The sequence below is a fragment of the Sabulicella rubraurantiaca genome (assembly GCF_017355885.1).
GTDB lineage: Bacteria > Pseudomonadota > Alphaproteobacteria > Acetobacterales > Acetobacteraceae > Roseococcus > Roseococcus rubraurantiacus.
In genome coordinates this window covers 37729-56632 of record NZ_JAFEUU010000004.1, presented here as the reverse complement: position 1 = coordinate 56632, position 18904 = coordinate 37729, and the positions used below count along the sequence as shown (strand labels likewise).

The 18904-nt window shown below is 67.7% G+C and carries 18 protein-coding genes; 6 read left to right on the top strand and 12 right to left on the bottom strand.

All coding sequences use genetic code 11. The features are described 5' to 3' along the window. Positions 1–3 precede the first annotated feature (3 nt). The 7 genes from JTJ31_RS08915 to JTJ31_RS08885 are packed head-to-tail and all read right to left on the bottom strand — an operon-like array spanning position 4 to position 7657. Positions 4–921, bottom strand: a complete 918-nt coding sequence (locus JTJ31_RS08915; RefSeq protein ID WP_207538304.1) for a 2-hydroxyacid dehydrogenase — start codon at positions 919–921, stop codon at positions 4–6. Next, positions 921–2249 (bottom strand): NAD(P)/FAD-dependent oxidoreductase, encoded by a 1329-nt coding sequence (locus JTJ31_RS08910; protein ID WP_207538303.1) that lies wholly within the window; start codon positions 2247–2249, stop codon positions 921–923. The genes JTJ31_RS08915 and JTJ31_RS08910 overlap by 1 nt, the downstream gene beginning before the upstream one ends. After that, positions 2233–3237 (bottom strand): ABC transporter ATP-binding protein, encoded by a 1005-nt coding sequence (locus JTJ31_RS08905; RefSeq protein WP_207538302.1) that lies wholly within the window; start codon positions 3235–3237, stop codon positions 2233–2235. The genes JTJ31_RS08910 and JTJ31_RS08905 overlap by 17 nt, the downstream gene beginning before the upstream one ends. Beyond that, a complete protein-coding gene (locus JTJ31_RS08900) occupies positions 3234–4229 on the bottom strand; it encodes an ABC transporter ATP-binding protein (RefSeq protein ID WP_207538301.1) in 996 nt (331 codons plus the stop codon). The genes JTJ31_RS08905 and JTJ31_RS08900 overlap by 4 nt, the downstream gene beginning before the upstream one ends. Next, entirely contained in the window at positions 4226–5077 is an 852-nt protein-coding gene (locus JTJ31_RS08895) for an ABC transporter permease (RefSeq protein ID WP_207538300.1), read from the bottom strand. The genes JTJ31_RS08900 and JTJ31_RS08895 overlap by 4 nt, the downstream gene beginning before the upstream one ends. After that, entirely contained in the window at positions 5074–6024 is a 951-nt protein-coding gene (locus tag JTJ31_RS08890) for an ABC transporter permease (protein ID WP_207538299.1), read from the bottom strand. The genes JTJ31_RS08895 and JTJ31_RS08890 overlap by 4 nt, the downstream gene beginning before the upstream one ends. 1 nt (position 6025) lies before the next feature. After that, positions 6026–7657 (bottom strand): peptide ABC transporter substrate-binding protein, encoded by a 1632-nt coding sequence (locus JTJ31_RS08885; RefSeq protein WP_207538298.1) that lies wholly within the window; start codon positions 7655–7657, stop codon positions 6026–6028. 128 nt (positions 7658–7785) lie between these two features. On the opposite strand from JTJ31_RS08885, the gene JTJ31_RS08880 reads away from it, so the two are divergent. From JTJ31_RS08880 to JTJ31_RS08870, 3 genes are all read left to right on the top strand, one after another. Next, positions 7786–8400: a helix-turn-helix domain-containing protein gene (locus tag JTJ31_RS08880; protein ID WP_207538297.1), complete on the top strand. Its 615-nt coding sequence runs from the start codon at positions 7786–7788 to the stop codon at positions 8398–8400. A 370-nt stretch (positions 8401–8770) separates the two neighbouring features. Continuing rightward, a complete protein-coding gene (locus tag JTJ31_RS08875) occupies positions 8771–9382 on the top strand; it encodes an SDR family oxidoreductase (RefSeq protein ID WP_207538296.1) in 612 nt (203 codons plus the stop codon). Beyond that, positions 9379–10173 (top strand): SDR family oxidoreductase, encoded by a 795-nt coding sequence (locus tag JTJ31_RS08870; protein ID WP_207538295.1) that lies wholly within the window; start codon positions 9379–9381, stop codon positions 10171–10173. The genes JTJ31_RS08875 and JTJ31_RS08870 overlap by 4 nt, the downstream gene beginning before the upstream one ends. A 48-nt stretch (positions 10174–10221) precedes the next feature. Here the strand turns inward: JTJ31_RS08870 and JTJ31_RS08865 are convergent, their stop codons facing one another. After that, the gene (locus JTJ31_RS08865) at positions 10222–11073 is read right to left on the bottom strand and encodes an aspartate/glutamate racemase family protein (protein WP_207538294.1); all 852 of its coding nucleotides are present in this window, start codon (positions 11071–11073) and stop codon (positions 10222–10224) included. Positions 11074–11195: 122 nt separating this feature from the next. Between JTJ31_RS08865 and JTJ31_RS08860 the strand changes: the two genes are divergently transcribed. Together JTJ31_RS08860 and JTJ31_RS08855 are read left to right on the top strand one after the other, a co-directional pair. Then, the gene (locus JTJ31_RS08860; RefSeq protein WP_207538293.1) at positions 11196–12035 is read left to right on the top strand and encodes a polysaccharide deacetylase family protein; all 840 of its coding nucleotides are present in this window, start codon (positions 11196–11198) and stop codon (positions 12033–12035) included. A 26-nt stretch (positions 12036–12061) separates the two neighbouring features. Then, on the top strand, positions 12062–12883 hold the full coding sequence (locus JTJ31_RS08855; RefSeq protein WP_236020034.1) for an SDR family NAD(P)-dependent oxidoreductase: 822 nt from the start codon (positions 12062–12064) through the stop codon (positions 12881–12883). Between the two features lie 5 nt (positions 12884–12888). On the opposite strand, the gene JTJ31_RS08850 is transcribed toward JTJ31_RS08855, so the two are convergent. From JTJ31_RS08850 to JTJ31_RS08835, 4 genes are all read right to left on the bottom strand, one after another. Then, positions 12889–13845: a tripartite tricarboxylate transporter substrate-binding protein gene (locus JTJ31_RS08850; protein ID WP_207538292.1), complete on the bottom strand. Its 957-nt coding sequence runs from the start codon at positions 13843–13845 to the stop codon at positions 12889–12891. Between the two features lie 237 nt (positions 13846–14082). After that, positions 14083–14919: a Bug family tripartite tricarboxylate transporter substrate binding protein gene (locus JTJ31_RS08845; RefSeq protein WP_207538291.1), complete on the bottom strand. Its 837-nt coding sequence runs from the start codon at positions 14917–14919 to the stop codon at positions 14083–14085. Between the two features lie 140 nt (positions 14920–15059). Next, complete coding sequence (locus JTJ31_RS08840) at positions 15060–16811, bottom strand: acyclic terpene utilization AtuA family protein (RefSeq protein ID WP_207538290.1); 1752 nt, start codon at positions 16809–16811, stop codon at positions 15060–15062. A gap of 7 nt (positions 16812–16818) precedes the next feature. Beyond that, the gene (locus tag JTJ31_RS08835) at positions 16819–17796 is read right to left on the bottom strand and encodes a Bug family tripartite tricarboxylate transporter substrate binding protein (protein WP_207538289.1); all 978 of its coding nucleotides are present in this window, start codon (positions 17794–17796) and stop codon (positions 16819–16821) included. A gap of 123 nt (positions 17797–17919) precedes the next feature. Between JTJ31_RS08835 and JTJ31_RS08830 the strand changes: the two genes are divergently transcribed. Next, entirely contained in the window at positions 17920–18855 is a 936-nt protein-coding gene (locus JTJ31_RS08830; RefSeq protein WP_207538288.1) for a LysR family transcriptional regulator, read from the top strand. Positions 18856–18904: the final 49 nt, after the last annotated feature.

Below are 18904 nucleotides of genomic sequence, written 5' to 3'. Positions count from 1 at the left end.
GTCTCAGTACCCCTTGCCACGCTCGACCAGCCCCACCAGTGGCTCGCCGCGCGCGTGGCGCTCCAGATTGGCGAAAACCGCCTCCACCGCCGTCTCGGGCTGAGTCATGCTGGCGATGTGCGGCGTCAGCCAGATGCGCGGATGCGTCCAGAAGGGGTGGCCGGGCGGCGGTGGCTCCGGCTCCGCCACATCCAGCACTGCGGCGGCGAGCTGGCCGGAATCCAGCTCTGCCAGAAGGTCCGCCTCAACCAAGTGCCCGCCACGGGCCACGTTCACGATCCTCGCGCCGCGCGGCAGCATTCCGAACAGCCGTGCGTTCAGAATGCCGCGCGTCTCTTCGGTCAACGGAAGCAGGCAGATGAGGATCTCCACCTGCGGCAGCATGTCCTCCAGGCGCTCATGCACCGTGACGCCTGCGATGGCGCGTGGTGAACGGTTCCACCCATGCAGGCGGAAGCCGAAGGGGCGTAGCGCCCCCAGCACGGCCTGCCCCAGAACCCCCAGCCCCATCACCCCGACGCTGCGCTGCATGGCGAGGCGCACCGGCTCCGTCGTCCATTCGCCCCGCGCCTGGCGCTCGCGGTACAGAGGCAGGTCGCGGTGCAGGGCCAGCACAGCGGCGGCGCAGTACTCCGCCATGCCGGCGGTCAGCCCCTCCTCGATCATGCGCACGACGGGCAACTCCGGCGGCAGGCTGTCCAGCGGAAGCTGGTCCACCCCGGCACCGACGGAGAAAAGGATCTCAAGATTCGGGAAGGTGCCGGGAATATCCTCGGGCGGCATCCAGGCGCATAGGTAGCGCACCTGCGCCGGGTCGCCCGTCTCGGGCCAGAGGTGGAAGGGCAGGTCCGGGCGTCGCTCGGCGAAGTGGCGCTTCCACACCTCGCCGCGCGCCGGGTCAGCCTTATAGACGAAGGCCATCAGAGCGAGCGCGACGCCCGGATCGGCTCGCCGGACAGGAAGCGCGAATGGCGGAAGGCGCGTGGATCCACGATCGGCGCCTCCCCGGTGGCGAGGTTCGCCGCGAGCGTGCCGGCGGCGGGCCCGATGCCGAAGCCATGGCCGCTGAACCCCGTGGCCAGCGTCAGTCCGGGCAAACCCTCGCAGGGGGAGATCACCGGGACCGCATCCGGCGTGCTGTCAATGGCGCCGCCCCAGGCCTCCGCGACCTCGATGCGCTGGCCGGGATAAGCGGCGCGCAGCGAGGAGAGCGCACGATTCACCAGCGCGGGGTCGGGCGCAGGGTCGCGCACGCGCTCGGCCTCGAAGGGGCTGGGCGCGTCCATGGCCCAGTCGGCGCGCTGACGCAGCCCGTCCAGGAAGCGTCGGCCCAGGCGGAAGCGCAAATTCTTGCGGCGCTTCTGGAACATCGGCCAAAAGGCGCGCGCGTTCAGCAGATTTTCGGGGGTCAGTTCCAGCGTGCCAACGCCGCTCAGCGCCACCGTGTAGCCGCCATCCAAGCGCCGGCGCAGGCAATAGGCGGAGGTCGACAGGTTGCCCTCGGTGAGATCGAGGCCCGGCTGGGTGCGGAAGGCCGTAGCGTTCACCACCGCCGCCGGCAGCGTGACCCCATGGCGCTTGAGGAAGAGCGACGACCAGGCGCCGCCGGACAGGATCACCGCATCGGTTCGGATGCGCCCCTTCTCCGTCACCACCGCGCTGACGCGCCCGCCCGTCGTCTCCAGCCCGCGCGCGGCGCAGTTCTGGTGGATGGAAACATTTCCCAGCTTGCGCGCGCCGGCGGCGATGGCGGGCGCGGCCATGGAGGGCTCGGCGCGGCCGTCGGTCGGCGTGTGCAGCCCGCCGATGAAGTCTTCCGTGTTGCCGGGCAGCAATTCCTTCACCTCGGTGGCGGAAAGGACGCGCGTGTGCTGCTGCATTCCCTGCGCCTCGGCAGCCCAGCCTTCCCATTCCGCCATCTGCGCCGGGTCGCGCGTGGCGCGGATGATGCCGGTGCGGCGAAAGCCCGACTCACCGCCGATCACCTCGTTCATGTCGCCCCATAGGCGCAGGCTGGCCTGGGCGAGCGGGATCTCATCGGGGTCGCGCCCTTGGACGCGGCACCAGCCCCAGTTGCGCGAGGATTGCTCGGCGCCGACCTGCCCCTTCTCGATCAGCGCGACCGAGCGTCCCTGCCGCGCGAGGTGCAGCGCGGCGGAGACGCCGATGATGCCGCCCCCGATGATGACGACGTCTGCGGCCTCCGGTAGGCGTTCGTCGCTGGGGATGCGGTCAACCGGCGGGGACATGGGTGGCTCCTTCGTCGAGGGGCGATTGCAGGTGGATGTCGTCACGGATGCAGGCGGAAAGGTGCCCCGGCGCGACCTGCCGCAGGGGAGGCGGCGCGGCACGGCACGCGTCCAGGGCGAAGCGGCAGCGCCCGGCGAAGGCGCAGCCCGGCGGTGGGTCCAGCGGGCTCGGAATGTCGCCCTGCAGTATGATGCGCCGGCGCCGCGCATCCGGATCCGGGTCTGGCGCGGCGGAGAGCAGCGCTTCCGTGTAGGGGTGGCGCGGGGTGCGGAACAGGTCGCGCGTCTCGGCCACCTCCACCAGCCGGCCCAGATACATCACTGCGATGCGGTCGCTGATATGCCCCACCACGGACAGGTCGTGGGAGATGAACAGGATGGTCAGCCCCAGCCGCTCCTTCAGCTCCAGCAGCAGGTTCACCACCTGAGCCTGGATGGAGACGTCCAGCGCGCTCACCGGCTCGTCGGCCACCAGCAGCTCGGGCCGCAGGATCAGCGCGCGGGCAATGCCAACGCGCTGGCGCTGCCCACCGGACAGTTCATGCGGGTAGCGCGCGGCATGGTGGCGCTGCAGGCCCACCATCTCCAGCGCCTCCATCACCCGCTCGCGCCCGCCGCTCTCGCCCTGGATGGCCAGGGGCGAGGCGACGATGCGCTCCACCGTGTGGCGCGGGTTCAGCGAGGCAAACGGGTCCTGGAAGACCAGCTGCATCCTACGTCGCAGTGGGCGCATGGCGGCGCGGCCCAGGTGAGTGATGTCCTGCCCGTCGAAGCGAATGGTGCCGTTGGTGGGCTCCAGCAGGCGCAGGATGGCGCGGCCCACGGTGGTCTTTCCCGAGCCGCTCTCACCCACGAGGGACAGGATCTCGCCCCGCCGGATATCCAGCGTGACGCCGTCGATGGCCTTCACCTGCTGCTTGCGCCGGAACAGCCCGCCGCCGACCGGGAACCACTTTCGCAGTTCGCGCAGCTCCACCAGGGCGGTCATGCGGCGAGTTCCCGCCAGCGCAGGCAGCGCACCTCGCGCGCCTCGTCCGCCGCTTCAAGCACGGGGGCGGCGGCGTCGCAGCGGCCGGGCTGGTGGTGTGCGCAGCGCGGGTGAAAGACGCATCCCGGGGGCATGTGGCGCGGGTCCGGCACGTTACCGGGAATCGCTGGCAGCGGACCAGCGCGCCGCCCGGCCAACTCCATGCGCGGCACGGAGCGCAGAAGCCCGGCGGTGTAGGGCATCAGTGGCCGGCTGAAGAGCGGGCGCAGCGGTGCCTGCTCCACGGCGCGGCCGCCATACATCACCAGCACACGGTCAGCGATCTCCGCCACCACGCCCAGATTGTGGGTGATGAAGACCACCGCCATGCCGGTGCGCTCCTGCAACCGTTTCAGCAGGTCGAGGATCTGTGCCTGGATGGTCACGTCCAGCGCGGTGGTCGGCTCGTCGGCGATCAGCACGCCGGGGTCGCAGGAAAGCGCCATGGCAATCATGACCCGCTGGCGCATCCCGCCCGAAAGGTGGTGCGGGTAGTCGTCCATGCGCTGCCGTGCCGCCGGGATGCCCACCAGATCCAGCAGCCGCGCTGCTTCTTCGCGCGCCGCGCGGCGGTCCAGGTCACGATGCAACTGCACGGCCTCCGCCACCTGGGCGCCGACGGGCGTGGTGGGGTTCAGCGAGGTCATCGGCTCCTGGAACACCATGGAGATGGCACCGCCGCGCAGCTTGCGCATCTCGGGCTCCGGGATCGCTAGGAGGTCACGCCCCTCCAGAAGCGCCTGGCCGGTCACCGTCACGGCGGAGTCCTTCGGCAGCAGACGCATCAGCGCAAGCGAGGTGACGGACTTGCCCGACCCGCTTTCCCCCACCACCGCCAGCGTCTCACCACGATCAAGGGTGAAGGACAGGTCGCTGACCGCTGGCACATCGCCGCCCTCCGTCCGGAAGCGGACGGATAGGTTGCGAACGTCGAGAATGGGTGCGCCGCTCATCGTGCGCGCATCCGCGGGTCCAGCGCGTCGCGCAGCCCATCGCCCAGGAAGTTGAAGGAGGTGACGGCGAGGGTGATGGCCAGCCCCGGCAGGATGGCGAGCCAGGGGGCGGAGGTGAGGTAGATCTGCGCGTTGTTCAGCATGTTCCCCCAGGAGGGCACCGGCGGCTGGATGCCGTAGCCGAGGAAGGAAACGTAGCTTTCCAGCAGGATGGCGCGTGCCACGTTCAGCGTCGCTGCCACCACGATCGGTGCCACGGCGTTGGGCACCAGCTCGTGCACGATGATGCGCGCATCCGAGGCGCCGAGCACCTGCGCCGCCACGGCGAAGTCCCGCTCGCGCAGGGACTTCACCTGACCCTCCACGATGCGCGCCACGTCCATCCAGGAGGTGGCGGCGATCAGGATGATGATGGAGAGCAGCCCGGGCGAGACCAGCGCGGCCAGCGCCAGCAGCAGGAAGATCGTGGGAAAGCACAGCACCGCATCCACGAAGCGCATCAGCGCCGCGCCCAGCCAGCCGCCATGGAAACCGGCGACGGCGCCCACCAGGATGCCCAGCGCCATGCCGATGGCCATGGCGGTGAAGCCGACGATGAGGGACACGCGCCCACCCATCATCAGTCGTGCCAGCATGTCCCGCCCCAACTCGTCCGTGCCCAGGACGTGCGCGCCCGAGAGCGGCGGGGCGAAGCGGTTCATCACGTCGATGGTGGTGTCGTCGAAGGGCAGCAGGAAGGGGCCGAGGAAGCAGCCCAGCGTCAAAAGGACGATAGTGGCCGCGCCGAAGGCGGCCAGCCGGTGCCGACGGAAGCGGCGGAAGGCCGGGGCGGAAAGGGCGAGGCTCATCCGAGGCGGATCCGCGGGTCGGCCACCGCGTGCAGCAGGTCTGCCAGCAGCGAGCCCAGCAGCACCAGCGTGGCGCTGAACATCAGGATGCCCATCACCACCGGGTAGTCGCGGTAGGAGATGGAATCGAGGAAGAGCCGCCCCATGCCCGGCCAGGTGAACACCGTCTCCGTCACCAGAGCGCCGCCGAGCAAGGTGGGCAGTTGCAGCCCCAGCACGGTGATCATCGGCAGGGCGGCGTTGCGGAAGGCGTGGCGCAGCAGGATGCGCGCTTCCGGCACGCCCTTGGCGCGCGCGGTGCGGATGTAGTCCTGGTTCACCACGTCCAGCATGGAGGAACGCATGAAGCGGCTCCAGATCGCTGTCTCCACCAGCGCCAGCACCATGGCCGGCAGGATCAGGTGGCGCAGCAGGTCCAATGGCGAACCATCGCCGGGAGTGAAGCGGTTGCCCGAGGGCAGCCAGTCCAGCCAGACCGAGAACACGTAGATCGCCACCAGCCCGAACCAGAAGGTGGGGATGGACAGCGCGATCATCGCGCCGACCGTCGCCAGCGTGTCGAAAATCGAATGGCGGCGGATAGCCCCCAGCGTGCCGATCACGACGCCGATGATGATGGCCAGCAAAGTTGCCGTCAGCATCAATTGCAGCGTGGCACCCAGATGGGAGCCGATGACGTTCAGCACCGCCTCGCCATCGCGGTAGGAGCGGCCCCAGTCGCCTTGCAGCATCCGCCAGAACCACTCGGCATACTGCACCGGCAGCGGCCGGTTCAGCCCAAGCTGCTCGGCGATGCGGTCCAGATCCTCCTGGGTCATGTCGGAGCCGCTGGCGAATTGCGACATCGGCCCGCCCGGTGCGAGGTGCAGGATGGCGAAGCCCACCATCGAGACCAGCACCAGCAGCACGAGCGACTGCCCGAGGCGGCGGGCAAGGAAGCCGCTCACCTCACGCGGTCCAGAACCACTCGCGGATGTTCCAGCAATTGGAGGAGGTGTTCTGGTTGGGCCGATAGCCGTTCAGCCCTTCCTTCACCCCTTCCACGGCGGCTGATTGAAATAGTGGAAGGATGGCCAGCTCCTCTCGCACCAAGGCCTGGATGCGCTGATAGGTCGCCCTGCGCTGTGCTTGATTGAACTGCGTCGCGCCCTGCACCAGCAGGCCGTCCACCTCCGCATTGACGAACTGGTAGTTGTTCTGTCCACGCCCGCCCTTGGCGCCGATGGCGGAGGAGTGGAAGCGCGGCGTCACGTCCGGGTCGGCGCCCAGGGTGAAGTTCACGCCGACCATGACTGACTGGAAGCGCGACTGCTGCCAGAACTCGCCCCAGATCACGGCCGCCGGCATGTTCTGCACGCGCATGGTGGCGCCGATGCCGCGCCAGTCCTGCATCAGCAATTGCTGCGCCTGCTCGCGCACGGGGTTGCCGGTGGTGGTGCTGTTGGTGAACTCCAGCTTCACCCCGTTCTTCTCACGCACGCCACCTGCACCGCGGCGCCAGCCCGCCTGGTCCAGCAGGGCGTTCGCCGCCGCGGGGTCGTGCTTGTGTGCTGGCAAGTCCGCGTTGAAGGCCCAGGATTGGCGCGGCAGGAAGGATTCCGTGGGCGCAGGCAGGCCGTAATAGATGGCGTCGATCAGCGCGCGCTTGTTCACCGCCATGTAGAGCGCCTGTCGCACGGCCTTGTCGGCTAGCGGGCCAAATTCCAGGTTGGGCGCGATGTGCTCGATGGAGGCAGAGGGGTTCACGTGGATCACCCGCCCGCGCAGCGTCCGCGCCTCCCGCACGAAGGGTGGCGAGATGCCCTGGATGGAGGTGTGATCCACCTGCCCGGTGCGGAACTGCGTGTAGAGCACCGTGAGGTCGGGGATGTACTTGAACACCACCCGCTCCAGGAACGGCCCGTTCCCGTGATAGGCCGGGCTAGCCGTCAGGGTGATGTTGTCGCCCGGCTGGCGCGCGCCCCAGCGGAACGGGCCGGTGCCCACGGGCGCGCTGTTGAAGGTCGCCGTGTTCGGATCAACGCCCGAGAGCAAGTGCCGGGGCACCATGAAGGTCAACGACAGGATGGAGAGGTAGGGCGCATAGGCCGCTTCCATCCGCCAGGTGATCTCATCAGGAGCCGTCACGCGGATATCGCGCACCAGTTGATGGCCGATGCGCGAGCGCGCACGGAAGGATGGGTTGTTGATGAGTTCGAGGGTGAACTTCACGTCCTCGGCCGTGAAGGGCGTGCCGTCGTGCCAAGTGGCGCCCTGGCGCAGTTTCACAGTCCAGGTCAGACCGTCGGTGGAGATGCCGCCATTGTCCAGCGTCGGCACCTCCCTCGCCAAGTCGGGAACGAGATTGCCCTCGGGGTCAGTGTACCAGAGCGGCGAGAACAGGTTCCACCAGACGCCCTGGTCCACTTCGATGCCAGGCATCAGCGGGTTGAAGACCGTGGGCTCCTGTGAAAGGCCGACGATCACCTGCCCGCGCGGGCGCTCCGGCGGCCGGGGCTGGGCTTGCCCGGTGCAAGGAGCGAGCGCAGCGGCTGCCCCGAGCCCCAGCACGGCACGACGATCGATGCGGAAATCAACCATGCTCGCCCCCAATGCGAAGTCTTATTTGAGGCTGAGTGTTAAGCAAGCTCCGCATCATTGCAAGCAAGTTTAACTGGATTACGTTTTCTGGGCGGGGCATAGGCGTGAGAGGGTCGGAGGGACGCGGGATGGAGCATACGGTGGATGGAGAGGCTCTGGCCCGCCCCGACGAGGGGGAGGACGATCGCCGGCTGGGCGAGGCGATCCGCCTGCTGCGCCGCCGGGCTGGGCTGACCATCGGCGCCCTCGCGGAACGGGCGCAGCTCTCCACCGCCATGGTGAGCCTGCTGGAGCGCGGCCGCGCCACGCCATCGCTGCGAACCCTGCGCCTGCTCGGCCTCGCGCTCGACGTCCCCGTCTCCTACTTTTTCGAGGCGCGAGAGGAGGATGCGGTTGCTCGCTACGTGGTGCGGCGCGGGAACCGGCGGCTGCTGAGGCTGACCCGCAGCGGAGTACTGAAGGAGGCGCTGCTGCCCCCCGGCAAGGGCCTGCTCGAGATGTACGAGTTGGCGCTGAATCCTGGTGGCGCCTCCGGCACCGACTTCATGCAGCACGAGGGCGAGAAGGCCGGATACGTGCTGGCGGGCCGGTTGCGGCTGACGCTGGACGGCGTGGTGGAGCTGCTGGACCCAGGCGACACCTTCCGCTTTCCTTCTTCCGTCCCGCACATGTTCGACAATCCTGGCGAGGAGGTCGCCCGCGTCATCTGGATCACGACACGGAGTTGCGCTTCGCCGGGGTGAAGGCGGCGTGAGGGCCGTGGGCGCACGCGGCGGCTCGCTGGCATGGTGCATAGAGTTCGCAGCCAGGGTTTAGCGTGGGTGTCGCATTGCGCGTGCAGGCGGAGATCTGCCTAAGCCTAGTGTTGATGCCGCACTGCGCTCTGACAAATTGACCCTATCGCTGTGCTCGGGGCTGAGGTGGCAATGTCTAGTCGTTCAATCGCGAGGCGACACTTCCGTGGCAGTGGCTTTGCTGGCGCAGCAGGCATCCCATTCAATGCAGAGGCGAAGGTGACGATGCCATGCGCTTGAGATCACGATCGGTTCCACTTGGGCGGTTTGACTTTCCACTCGCCGAGCCGCTCTACCCCCCGTCCATCGGACCGCTGCCGTGACGAGCCGGCGAGCGCTCCTGCTTGGAGAGGCCGAGCCCTGGCTCGCCACGATCGCGAAGCGCATGGAGCAGGACGGTTTCCTCGCCGCGACCGGTCGCTTCGTATACAGCGAGGCCTTCAGATCGCAGTTGCCGCCATCCGCGCTCGTTCTCGCGCCTCCCTCGCGCCCCGGACGGGGGCAGGACGCCCTCGATGCGGCGGCGATGGTTGCGGCGTTGGATGAGAGTCTCATCACGGCAGGACTGGTTGTACGGGACCTTGTGGCGCGCCATGCCGTTGCCGATACGCGCATCGTGGTGCTGACGGACTGGGCCGCCCGCGGTCTCGCCGAGGCTGGCGCCGCCGGCGCGGTCGGGGCGGGGATGATTGGCCTTGCACGCTCGTGGTCACTCGAGCTTGCCCCGCTCGGCGCCACCGCCAATGTCATTCTCACCGGGCCGCTGCCGGAGGATCCGCGGATGCCGCGTCCTGATGCGCTGGTCGCCCATCCGGATGTGGCCGCCGTGGCGCACGCCGTTGCCTTCTTCTGCGACCCGCTTGCGCTACCAATCACGGGTCAGGTTCTGGCCGTCTGCGGCGGCCGGTCAGCCGGGAGCATGCCTCCATGAGCCAGCCCACCACGATCGTGACGGGCGTCGCGCGCGGCATCGGTCGTGCCATCTGCGAGCGCCTTGTGGCCGATGGGCACCGCGTCATCGGCCTCGACATGCTGGACGACCCGCCCCCTGGGATTTCCGTGTTCCGCCAGGCGGACCTCTCCAACGTGGAGGAGGCGAGGGCGGTCATCACCGAGCTGGTCGCGGCCCAGGCCGAAGTGAGCGGGCTGGTCAACAATGTCGGCTCATCGAAGCGGGAGATGGTGGCGGAGAGCGACGGCAGCAGCCAGGCCTGGCTGAACCGGCTGAACATCGGCAGCGCCGTGGCGGCACTGGAGGCCGTGCTGCCTGGCATGCGTGCGCGCCGCTCCGGCCGGGTGGTGAACCTCGTCAGCCGGGCCGTCTTCGGGCGCGAGACGCGGAGCGCCTATGCCGCGACCAAGGCGGCGTTGGCTTCCATGACCCGAAGCTGGGCGCGGGAGCTGGCGGCCGATGGCATCACGGTGAACGCCGTGGGGCCGGGCATGATCGACACGGAGCTGTTCCGCCGCAACAACCCGCCAAACTCGCCGGACGTGTTGCGCCTGACGCGCGGCGTGCCCGCCCAGCGTCTGGGCCGGCCCGAGGAGGTGGCGCACGCTGTCGCCTTCTTGCTCGACCCGCGCAGCGGCTACATCACGGGCCAGACGCTCTTCGTCTGCGGGGGGCTCTCGATGGGCTCGGATGTGCTCGGCCCGACGAACGGCGCCATCGGCCAGGGCGCTTCGCCTCAGCACGGAGGCCGCTTGAACGAGCCTCCATGATTGTCTGCGTGCCATCAGGGCTGGGCGATGCCGCCCGCGGGCGCAGCCTTAGACGAGCTTCCGCCGGCGGGACCGCTTCGGCGGGTCCATCGGATAGGCGAGGCCGCTTGCCGTCAGCTTCATGCGTATCATAAGCTTGGCCATCTCGATGGCGCTGGAATAGCCTTCGAGGACCGGCACGTCCCAGCCTGCTTCCGTCAACCGGTTCTGCAGGAAAGGCCGCATCCAATATGCGGCCGAGCAGCCAAGGATGATGCTTTCTGCCCCGTCCTCCTCGATAGCGGCCTCGGCGGCGGCGACCGCCGCGTCCAGCATTGCGGAGGCTTCGCCGCGCAGGGCCTTGGCGCGCTCTTCTGAAATGCTCGGGCGGCCCTTGTTGGCCGGGCGTGGAAGCGGGAAGTCAATGTTGCGGATGCCAGAGCAATGCTCGGTGAAGCGGTATTCGACCACCAGACGCGCCATCTGGACGTTGTGCGTCTCGGAGATATCCACGATGCCGAAGCGGTGGCCCAGCATCGTTGCAAGATGCATCTGGGCATGGGCGCAGCTTGTCACCGGGATGCCGAAGCGGCGCCCGATCTCCACGCTCTCCGTGAAGCCCGGATCGCCACCACCCAGGAGGACAATGGCGTCCCATCCGCCCTTCTCGCAGGCCTCGCGCACGACACGGATGCGGTTGGCGCCAACGATCAGGAACTCCTCCCGCGTTTCGACCGGGTGGTCGCCGTGACTCGCAGGTGCGCCGGGATGCGCATCCCAATCCACATCGGCGAGGTGATGGGCGACATTTTCATAGTCCATCACCAGCGTCTCGCGGTCGCCGCTGGGAGGGCGCAGCGTGTAGCCGGAACCAGGGGAAAGCTGAAAGGCGTTCACCAGCAGGAGGCGGGGCTTGGTCACGTGTGGCTTGCTCCTTGGACGATATGCGGGGCCTTGCAGGGGTGGTGGCGCGGAGTCATCCTCGGGAACGGTAACATGACTGCAAGCGGCGGCGAGTCCCCGCACCCCAGGAGGCTCCGCGAATGCCGCGTCACATCGCCTGCCTTTCATTCGACTTCGACACCTGGTCCGGTTTCGCGGCGCGCGGCATGACGACACCCACGCCAATCTCGCGCGGCGAGTTCGGCGTGATCGGCGCGGGACGGATCCTGGACCTGCTCCGCAGCCGGGGTCTCAAATCCTCCTGGTACGTCCCCGGCGTCGTCATCAAGACCTACCCCGCGGCGTGCGAGCGCCTGGTGCGCGAAGGGCATGAGATCGGCCATCACGGCTGGAGCCATGTCCCGCCGGCCCAGCTCGAGGCGAAGCGCGAGGCCGAGGAGTTCGAGCGCGCGGTCGCCGCTATCAAGGAGCTGACGGGGCAGGGGCCACAGGGCTACAGGTCGCCCGCCTGGGATATCAGCGACCGCACCCTCGACCTCTGCCTCAAGCATGGCTGCAGCTATGACAGCTCCATGATGGGGCACGATTGCGAGCCCTACTTCGCCCGGCGTGGCGACAAGGTGGAGCCTGACCAGCCCATGGTGTTTGGCGAGACCATTGATTTGGTCGAGATGCCGATCTCCTGGAGCCTCGATGACCACCCGCATTTCGAGTTCATCCGGACCAAGGAGCAGATTCTTCCAGGCCTCGCCAATGCGAACGCAGTGCTCGAGAACTGGATCGCGGATTTCGAGTACATGCGCCGGACGACCGAATGGGGGATGCTCGTCTACACCTTCCATCCCTACGTCATCGGGCGTGGCCACCGCATGCTGATCCTTGAGAAGCTGATCGATGAGCTCACGCGGCAGGGTGCCGAGTTCTTGACCCTCGACGAGGTGCAACAGGAGTTCCGCACGCGGGCGAAGGCAGCATCCTGAATCCGCTCCCCAAGGAAGACTGCACCATGAACCCTCCTGACATGCCGGTGACTGGGCGTCTCGCAGGCCGCGTCGCCCTGGTGACCGGTGCCGGCAGCTGTGCGCCAGGATGGGGCAACGGGCGCGCGACGGCTGTCCTCTTCTCCCGCGCCGGCGCCCATGTCGTGGTGACCGACCGGGACCTTCCCGCCGCGGAGGCCACCGCGACACTCATCCGCGAGGAGGGCGGCGCCTGCGATGTCGCAGCGCTTGACGTGCTGGATGAGGAGGAGACCAACCGCATTGTGGCAGAGACGGTGGCCCGGCATGGCCGCTTGGACATACTGCACTGCAACGTCGGCCGCGGCGCACCGGGCGGGCCGATCGAGATGTCGGTCGAGACCTTCCGGGCACAGCTCGACATCAACTGCACCAGCGTCTTCATCGGCAGCAAGGCAGTGCTGCCGGTCATGGTCCGCCAGGGGCGCGGCGTGATCAACACCGTCGGCTCGATCGGCGGGCTACGCCATCTTGGGCATGACCATGCCGGCTATTCGGCGGGGAAGGCCGCCTTGGTTCAGCTGACCCGGCAGATCGCGGTCCGGCATGCGCCGGATGGGATCAGGGCCAACACGATCATCCCCGGCATGATGGACACGCCGCTCATCGCGCACCGCATCGCGCGGCAGGGAAACCGCGGCGACGCCAATGCCATCCAGGAGGAGGCACGCCGGCGTGTGCCGATGGGACGCCGCGGTGATGCCTGGGATGTGGCGTACGCCGCATTGTTCCTGGCGTCCGACGAGGCCCGCTACATCACCGGCACGGAGCTGCTTGTGGATGGCGGCTTCATGTCGAAGACGGTCTGACCCGGTTACTGGTGCAGGTTCACCCGGCGTCCGATCTCGACCCATTGCTGGACAATGGCGCGCGTCTGCGCATCGTGTTCCTCGGGCGTGTTGTTGATCGGCTGGTAGCCCATCTGGTTCAGGCGCGCGCGTAGTTCCGGATCTTCCATTACCTTGTTCACCGCGTCGCGGATCGTCTGACGCAGGGGGAGGGGGGTGCCGGCGGGGGCATGCAGACCCCAGAGGCTGGCGACATCGACGCCCGGCAGCCCCGCGGCTTCGAAGGTGGGAATGGACGGGTCGACGCCCTCGGTGGTTTTCGCGATGGCGCGCACGGTGCCTGCCCGGATCAGTTCACCCGCCGCGGCAAAGCCGCCGAAGTTCATGGTCACCTCGCCCGACATGAGCGCCGTGAGCGCGGGACCGGAGGAGCGATAGGGGACATGGATTAGCTCGATCCCCGCGCGCAGCGCCAGCAGCACCCCGGCGAAATGCGTGGAGGCTCCGACTCCGCCTGAGGCGTAGCTGAGGCGCCCCGGATTGGCCTTTGCCAGCGCAATCAGTTCCCGGAGGTTGGTCGCCTGCACCTGCCGCCCGATGATGAGCACCACGGGTGCGTGGGCCATCATGGTGATGCCGCTGAAGTCGTTGATCGTGTCGTAGGGAAGGCGGGGATTGATGGATGGATTGAAGTAGAAGGAGTTGTCCGCGAGGTAGATCGTGTGGCCATCCGGGGCCGATCGCGCGACGTGCTCCGCACCGATGATCGCCGTCGCATCGGGCCGGTTCTCCACGACGATGGTCTGCCGCAACTCGGCCGAAAGGGACGGAGCGAGTGTCCGCGCCAGGATATCCGAGCCCCCGCCCGGCGCGCGCGGCACGATGAGGCGAATAGGCCGCTGTCCGAAGCCCCCTCCCTGCGCGGAAGCCCGGCCCGATGGAAGGGCGAGCGGAAGGGCAAGGGCGAGGCGGCGTGCGATCATGCGGGTGCTCCTTCGGTCACATGCGGATCACAAAGAAGGTCTGACTGAGTATACATGCGGCGCTGCAGGCGCTGGACGAGCATAAGTGCCTGCGCTCAAGCACCGCAACCGAATGCCACAGCTGCACCGCAGGGCTCGCAAGTGGTGCTCATCCTGCGTGGGTTAGGTCACGCTTGCTCCGAACGACGTCCCCAAGGCGATGACCCCCGCGGAGCATGAATGCCGCGTTGCCCGCCCTCAGTCTGCCTTGGCACCCGATGCCGCTACAATCTCCGCCTGCCGCGGGATCTCACGTTCCAAGTACCGAGACAGGTCCGCCGGCGGGCCGCCGGAGACCGAAACGCCCATCGCTTCGATACGGGCGCGCATGTCGGGCTCGGCAAGGATGGCATTCAGCTCCAGGTTCAGGCGCTCAATCAACGTCGCTGGGGTCCCGTTGGGTGCCAGGAGGGCAAAGCAGGTTTCGCTGACCAGCTCGGGATGCCCCAACTCGGCGGTGGTCGGTACTTCCGGCAGCACGCTGGAGCGGCGTTCCGAGAAGACCGCCAGCACCCGGATCGTCCCCGCCTGCACATGTGGCACCGTCATCGGGACGACCGGGAAAATCGCATCCAGGCGCCCCCCCAACAGATCACTGAGCGCAGCGGAAGGGGTTGTATAGGGCACGTGAGTGAGGCGGTTGCCGATCCGCAGATTCACCATCTCCCCGGCAATGTGCCAGGAGCTGCCAACGCCGGTGGTGCCGTAGGAGACCTGCGAACCACGGTCACGCGTGCCCTCCATGAAAAGAGAAAGGTCTCGTGCAGGTGATGTGGCGCTCACTGCCAGCACGTTAGGTGTGCAGCCCACCATCCCCACCGGCGCCAAGTCGCGCCGCGGGTCGTAACCCACGTCGCGGTAGAGGGCGAGGTTGGTTGCCAGCGGCCCGGTCCATGAGATCACCAGTGTATAGCCGTCGGGCCGCGAACGGGCCGCCTGCGCCATGCCGATATTGCCGCCGGCGCCCGGCCGGTTCTGCACGATGATACTCTGGCCGATGCGCTTGCCGATTTCCTCCGCCAGGAGCCGCGCCAAAGGGTCCGAAGAGCCGCCAGGGCCAGCAGGCAGGATCATGGTTATAGGCTGGCGCGCAGGCCAAGCATTGGTGGCTGGCTGGGCTAAGGCAGGCCCCGCACCGAGCGTGAGCGCAGCCAGCAGCGTTCGCCGAAGCATGGTTATGCGGCCTCCTTCGCGACAGAGATCGTCGTCACTTCCCACCGAGGCACGTCTCGCTGGACCAGGCAGGATTGCAGCCCAACGACTGGCCGGATACGGGACCCCGAGGCACTCGTGGCCCATTTTCCGGTGCCGGCCAGACCGTTCACCGCGAGCGGGTCCACTTCACGGCGCAGCTTCTCCGCTTCCTGGCGGCTCGTCGTCCTTAGAGCGACGCGGAGAATGACCTCGTAGGGCTCGTGTGTTGCGGGCGGCGTCGCCTCCCGGTGCACGGCGTTGAGGCCCAACAGGTCGAAGCGCAGCGCCTCGGCCTGGAGATCGACGCGGCGGAAACGCTCCTCGAGTAGGGCGCGTGTGGCCTCAGCGCGCGCCAGGGCGGCGGGGCCCGCGAAGATCACCATTTCCTCGGTCATGAAGCCTTCGCGCAGCCCGACCAGGACCTTCAATGTCGCCGGCCGTGGCTTGCCGGGGGTCGGGCCGATCAGGACCTCGACCTCGTCAGGGGCACGCTGCACGAAGCGGGCCTGCGTCAGATCGGCCACGCAATCCGGGCAGAGATAATTGGCGGGGTCGCCCACCTCGTAGAGAAGCTGCTCCTTGCAGGTAGCTGGCGTCAGCAGCCCGCCACTGCCCGGCAGCTTCGACAGCACGACGCGGTCTTCTGTCACCTCGGCAATCGGACTTCCGATATCAGCGAGGTCCGGAACCTCCTTCCGGCCGGGATCGGCAAAATAGCCGCCGCAGATCTGCGTCCCGCATTCCATCAGGTGGCCGATGATCATGCCTCGCGCCATGAGGTCAGGGTCGTCCGCCGTCCAACCGAACTCATGCATCAGAGGACCGAGATAAAGGCAGGCATCGGCGACGCGCGAGGTAAGCACCACATCGGCGCCGCCGGCCAGGGCTGCCGCAATCCCCTCGGCTCCCATATAGGCCTCTGCCGAGACGATCGCCTCCCGGCTCTCCGCGACTGGTCGTCCGGTTTCCTGGAAGGCGAGGTCCAGATCGGCGATCTGATCGGTGAGGAGGCCGCCGGTCACCGCCGCGACACGAAGATCCTCAATCCCCAGTTCCTGTGCGAGCGCGGCGACGCGCCGGGCGGCGGCGCGAGGATCAAGCCAGCCCTGGTTGCTGATGATGCGGATACCGCGATCCTTGCATCGACTCAGAATTGGCTTCAGCCGCGACACAAGATAGGGGTCATAGGGCGGCGCGGTCGCGTCCTCCATGAACGCAGCCTGGGCGGCGCTCATTGTCACCTCGGACATGCTTTCGAAGCACAAATAGTCCAGCCGCCCCCGCTCCACGAGCGCAGTAGCGTGCTCGAAGCGGTCGCGCGACCATGCGGTGGCTGCCCCGAGGCGGACCGATCGACCTGTCAGTGGCGGGGCGCGGACGGGCATGGGTGGCACGGCGCATCGGGGCGGAAGCCCGGCCGGAACCCGCACCGGCAGGGTGAGCATCAAAGAGGACAGCGCTTTCCCCGACTCCTCGAAGGCCAATGTGCGGGAACGTCCCCCTTCCAAGACGCCGTCGAGCACGAAGTTCAGGGCGCCGAGTGTCGGGACCTCGTGGCGAATGATGGCGCCATGGGCGATGGGCCCGAACAACTCCCGCACCGCCTCCACCGTCACCTGCGCGGCGAGGAGAGGATAATCCGCCTCCTCGAAAGCGATGACGGAAACCATCGCACTGTCGCCCTTCTCACCGGAGCGCGCATGGGCGATGTCGCGCAGCGGAACCGTTCGCATGGAATCCTCAATCACTGCTTGCTCCCGTTGCTCGAACGACCTCGGCCCATTTGGTGATGTCGGCCTGGAGGAAGCGCCGGAACTCAGCCGGATCGCTGCCGACGAAGGTGAAGCCCTGCTGTGTCAGCTGCGCCTGCAGCGCCTCGTCGCGCGCCGCCCCGGCGACCAAGCCTTGCAGCAGGGTGGTGATGCGGTCGGGCAGATGCGGCGGGCCGAACAGTCCCATCCAGGCCGTCGCGTCGAAATCCTCCAGACCCTGCTCGCGCGGCGTGGGCGTTTCGGGCAGGAGCGGGGTCCGCTGAGGAGCCAGCACGGACAATGCCTTGATGCGCCCGGCATTCACGGCCGAGACTAGCGCCGGCACCTGATAGATCAGCAGCGGAACGTGGCCGGCAATGGTGTCGCTGATCGCCTGCCCGACCTCGCGGTAGGGAACGTGGTTGAGGTGCGCGCCTGTGCGCAGCCGCAGCAACTCGCCCGCCATCTGCCCCGAGGAGCCCACGCCGCCGGTGGCGAAGTTCAAGCCACGTCCCTGGCGCGACAACTCCACGAGTTCCGGGATGCTGCCCGCCGGCAGGTCCCGTCCAGCCGCCAGCAGGTTCGGGAACTGCGCCACCAGCGAGATGGGTGTGAAATCCTCCAGTACGCGGTATGGGATGTCTCGCATCAGCGATGCGTTGATGGAGTGCGAGGCGATGGTGCCCATGACCAGCGTGTGCCCATCCGGCGCAGCGCGGGCGACGGCAAGACTGCCTAGCGTCCCTCCCGCACCGGCGCGATTCTCGACCAGCACCGTCTGGCCCAGTTCGGCCGACATGCGGCGTGCGATGATCCGGGCCAGGATATCGGTGCTGGACCCCGCGCCGAAGGGCACGATGATCGTAATGGGCCGCCCCGCCTGGGAAGGGCTCTGAGCCCGAGCCGGCGCCGTCGCGGCGAGGAGCGCGAGGCCCGGAAGGCCCCTTCGTGGGAACCGAGCGTGCATGGCTGTGTCTGACGTTGCCCTCATCCATCCGCCCTTTCGGAGGGCGGTTTTCGGCAGGCTAGGGATGGCACGAGGGTCGCGTCAAACGCTACATTCGAGCAGATTGATCTGGAATTGTGATCGATGTCCGATGCAGATCTCCCGCGGCTGTTCCGCGATATCAACCTCAGCCACCTTGCCACATTTCTGGCGGTCATCGAGGTTGGCAGCTTCCGCGGCGCGGCTGAGCGGATGAGCATTTCACAGTCGGCACTCAGCACACGCGTCCGGCAGCTGGAGCAGGCGTTAGGGGTTGCGTTGCTTTACCGCACCACACGGAGCGTCACCTTGACGCCGCAAGGTGAGGCGATGCGAGAGCCGCTGCGCCGCGTCTGTGGCGACCTCCTGCGGCTCATGGCCGGTCTGCGTGAGGAGGCATCGCTGCAGCGCGGCCTGGTCTCGGTGGTGGTCCTGCCCTCCTTGGCGGCGAGCTTGCTGCCGCGCCTCGCGCTGGAGTTCTCTGCCAAGTATTCCGGGATCGAGCTTCGGCTGCGCGACGCCGATTCCGTCACGGCCCTGGCGATGCTGCGGCGAGGCGGGACGGACATTGCGCTGCTGCCCCACGGTCATGGGCTGGAGGGGCTGCTCGTCACACCGCTCTTCGATGAAGAGCTTCTGGTCGTGCTTCCAGCTGGCGACGGCGCTGCGCGGAGCAGGCACATGGCTCTCGTCGACGTTGCTAAGCGTCCTTTGGTGCTTAATCCACGGGGGATTGAGATGCGCGAGGCACTCGAGGGCCTGTTTCGTGAAGCAGGCCTGATGCCCCGTGTTGTACAGGAGATGGTGGCGAACCCATCCGTCGTCGCGATGGTCGCGGCAGGGATTGGCGCCACCATTCTGCCACGTACCGCGCTCAGTGGGCTGGACCTTGCCGGGTGCCGAACCGTGCCTCTGCGCCCGCGATCAACGCGGGCCATTGCGGCGGTGACCACACCAGAGCGCGATCTCAGCCCCCCGGTACGGGCCTTTCGGGACTTCCTCGCGGCAAGATGTGGCGTGTCTGATTTCGCATCTGAGTGATCAATACGCTGGACTGATGCCGGATCGCTCGGGGCTGGAATTCCAGCCC

Excerpts from the sequence above, each read along its gene's own strand:
- JTJ31_RS08840 (WP_207538290.1), bottom strand. The coding sequence starts at position 16,811 with ATGCGAACGGTTCCGCTGCGCGACATCGCCCATGCGCGCTCCGGTGAG.
- JTJ31_RS08880 (WP_207538297.1), top strand. The coding sequence starts at position 7,786 with ATGGAGCATACGGTGGATGGAGAGGCTCTGGCCCGCCCCGACGAGGGG.
- JTJ31_RS08915 (WP_207538304.1), bottom strand. The coding sequence starts at position 921 with ATGGCCTTCGTCTATAAGGCTGACCCGGCGCGCGGCGAGGTGTGGAAG.
- JTJ31_RS08835 (WP_207538289.1), bottom strand. The coding sequence starts at position 17,796 with ATGCACGCTCGGTTCCCACGAAGGGGCCTTCCGGGCCTCGCGCTCCTC.
- JTJ31_RS08885 (WP_207538298.1), bottom strand. The coding sequence starts at position 7,657 with ATGGTTGATTTCCGCATCGATCGTCGTGCCGTGCTGGGGCTCGGGGCA.
- JTJ31_RS08855 (WP_236020034.1), top strand. The coding sequence starts at position 12,062 with ATGAACCCTCCTGACATGCCGGTGACTGGGCGTCTCGCAGGCCGCGTC.
- JTJ31_RS08905 (WP_207538302.1), bottom strand. The coding sequence starts at position 3,237 with ATGACCGCCCTGGTGGAGCTGCGCGAACTGCGAAAGTGGTTCCCGGTC.
- JTJ31_RS08850 (WP_207538292.1), bottom strand. The coding sequence starts at position 13,845 with ATGATCGCACGCCGCCTCGCCCTTGCCCTTCCGCTCGCCCTTCCATCG.
- JTJ31_RS08830 (WP_207538288.1), top strand. The coding sequence starts at position 17,920 with ATGTCCGATGCAGATCTCCCGCGGCTGTTCCGCGATATCAACCTCAGC.
- JTJ31_RS08900 (WP_207538301.1), bottom strand. The coding sequence starts at position 4,229 with ATGAGCGGCGCACCCATTCTCGACGTTCGCAACCTATCCGTCCGCTTC.
- JTJ31_RS08860 (WP_207538293.1), top strand. The coding sequence starts at position 11,196 with ATGCCGCGTCACATCGCCTGCCTTTCATTCGACTTCGACACCTGGTCC.
- JTJ31_RS08870 (WP_207538295.1), top strand. The coding sequence starts at position 9,379 with ATGAGCCAGCCCACCACGATCGTGACGGGCGTCGCGCGCGGCATCGGT.
- JTJ31_RS08895 (WP_207538300.1), bottom strand. The coding sequence starts at position 5,077 with ATGAGCCTCGCCCTTTCCGCCCCGGCCTTCCGCCGCTTCCGTCGGCAC.
- JTJ31_RS08910 (WP_207538303.1), bottom strand. The coding sequence starts at position 2,249 with ATGTCCCCGCCGGTTGACCGCATCCCCAGCGACGAACGCCTACCGGAG.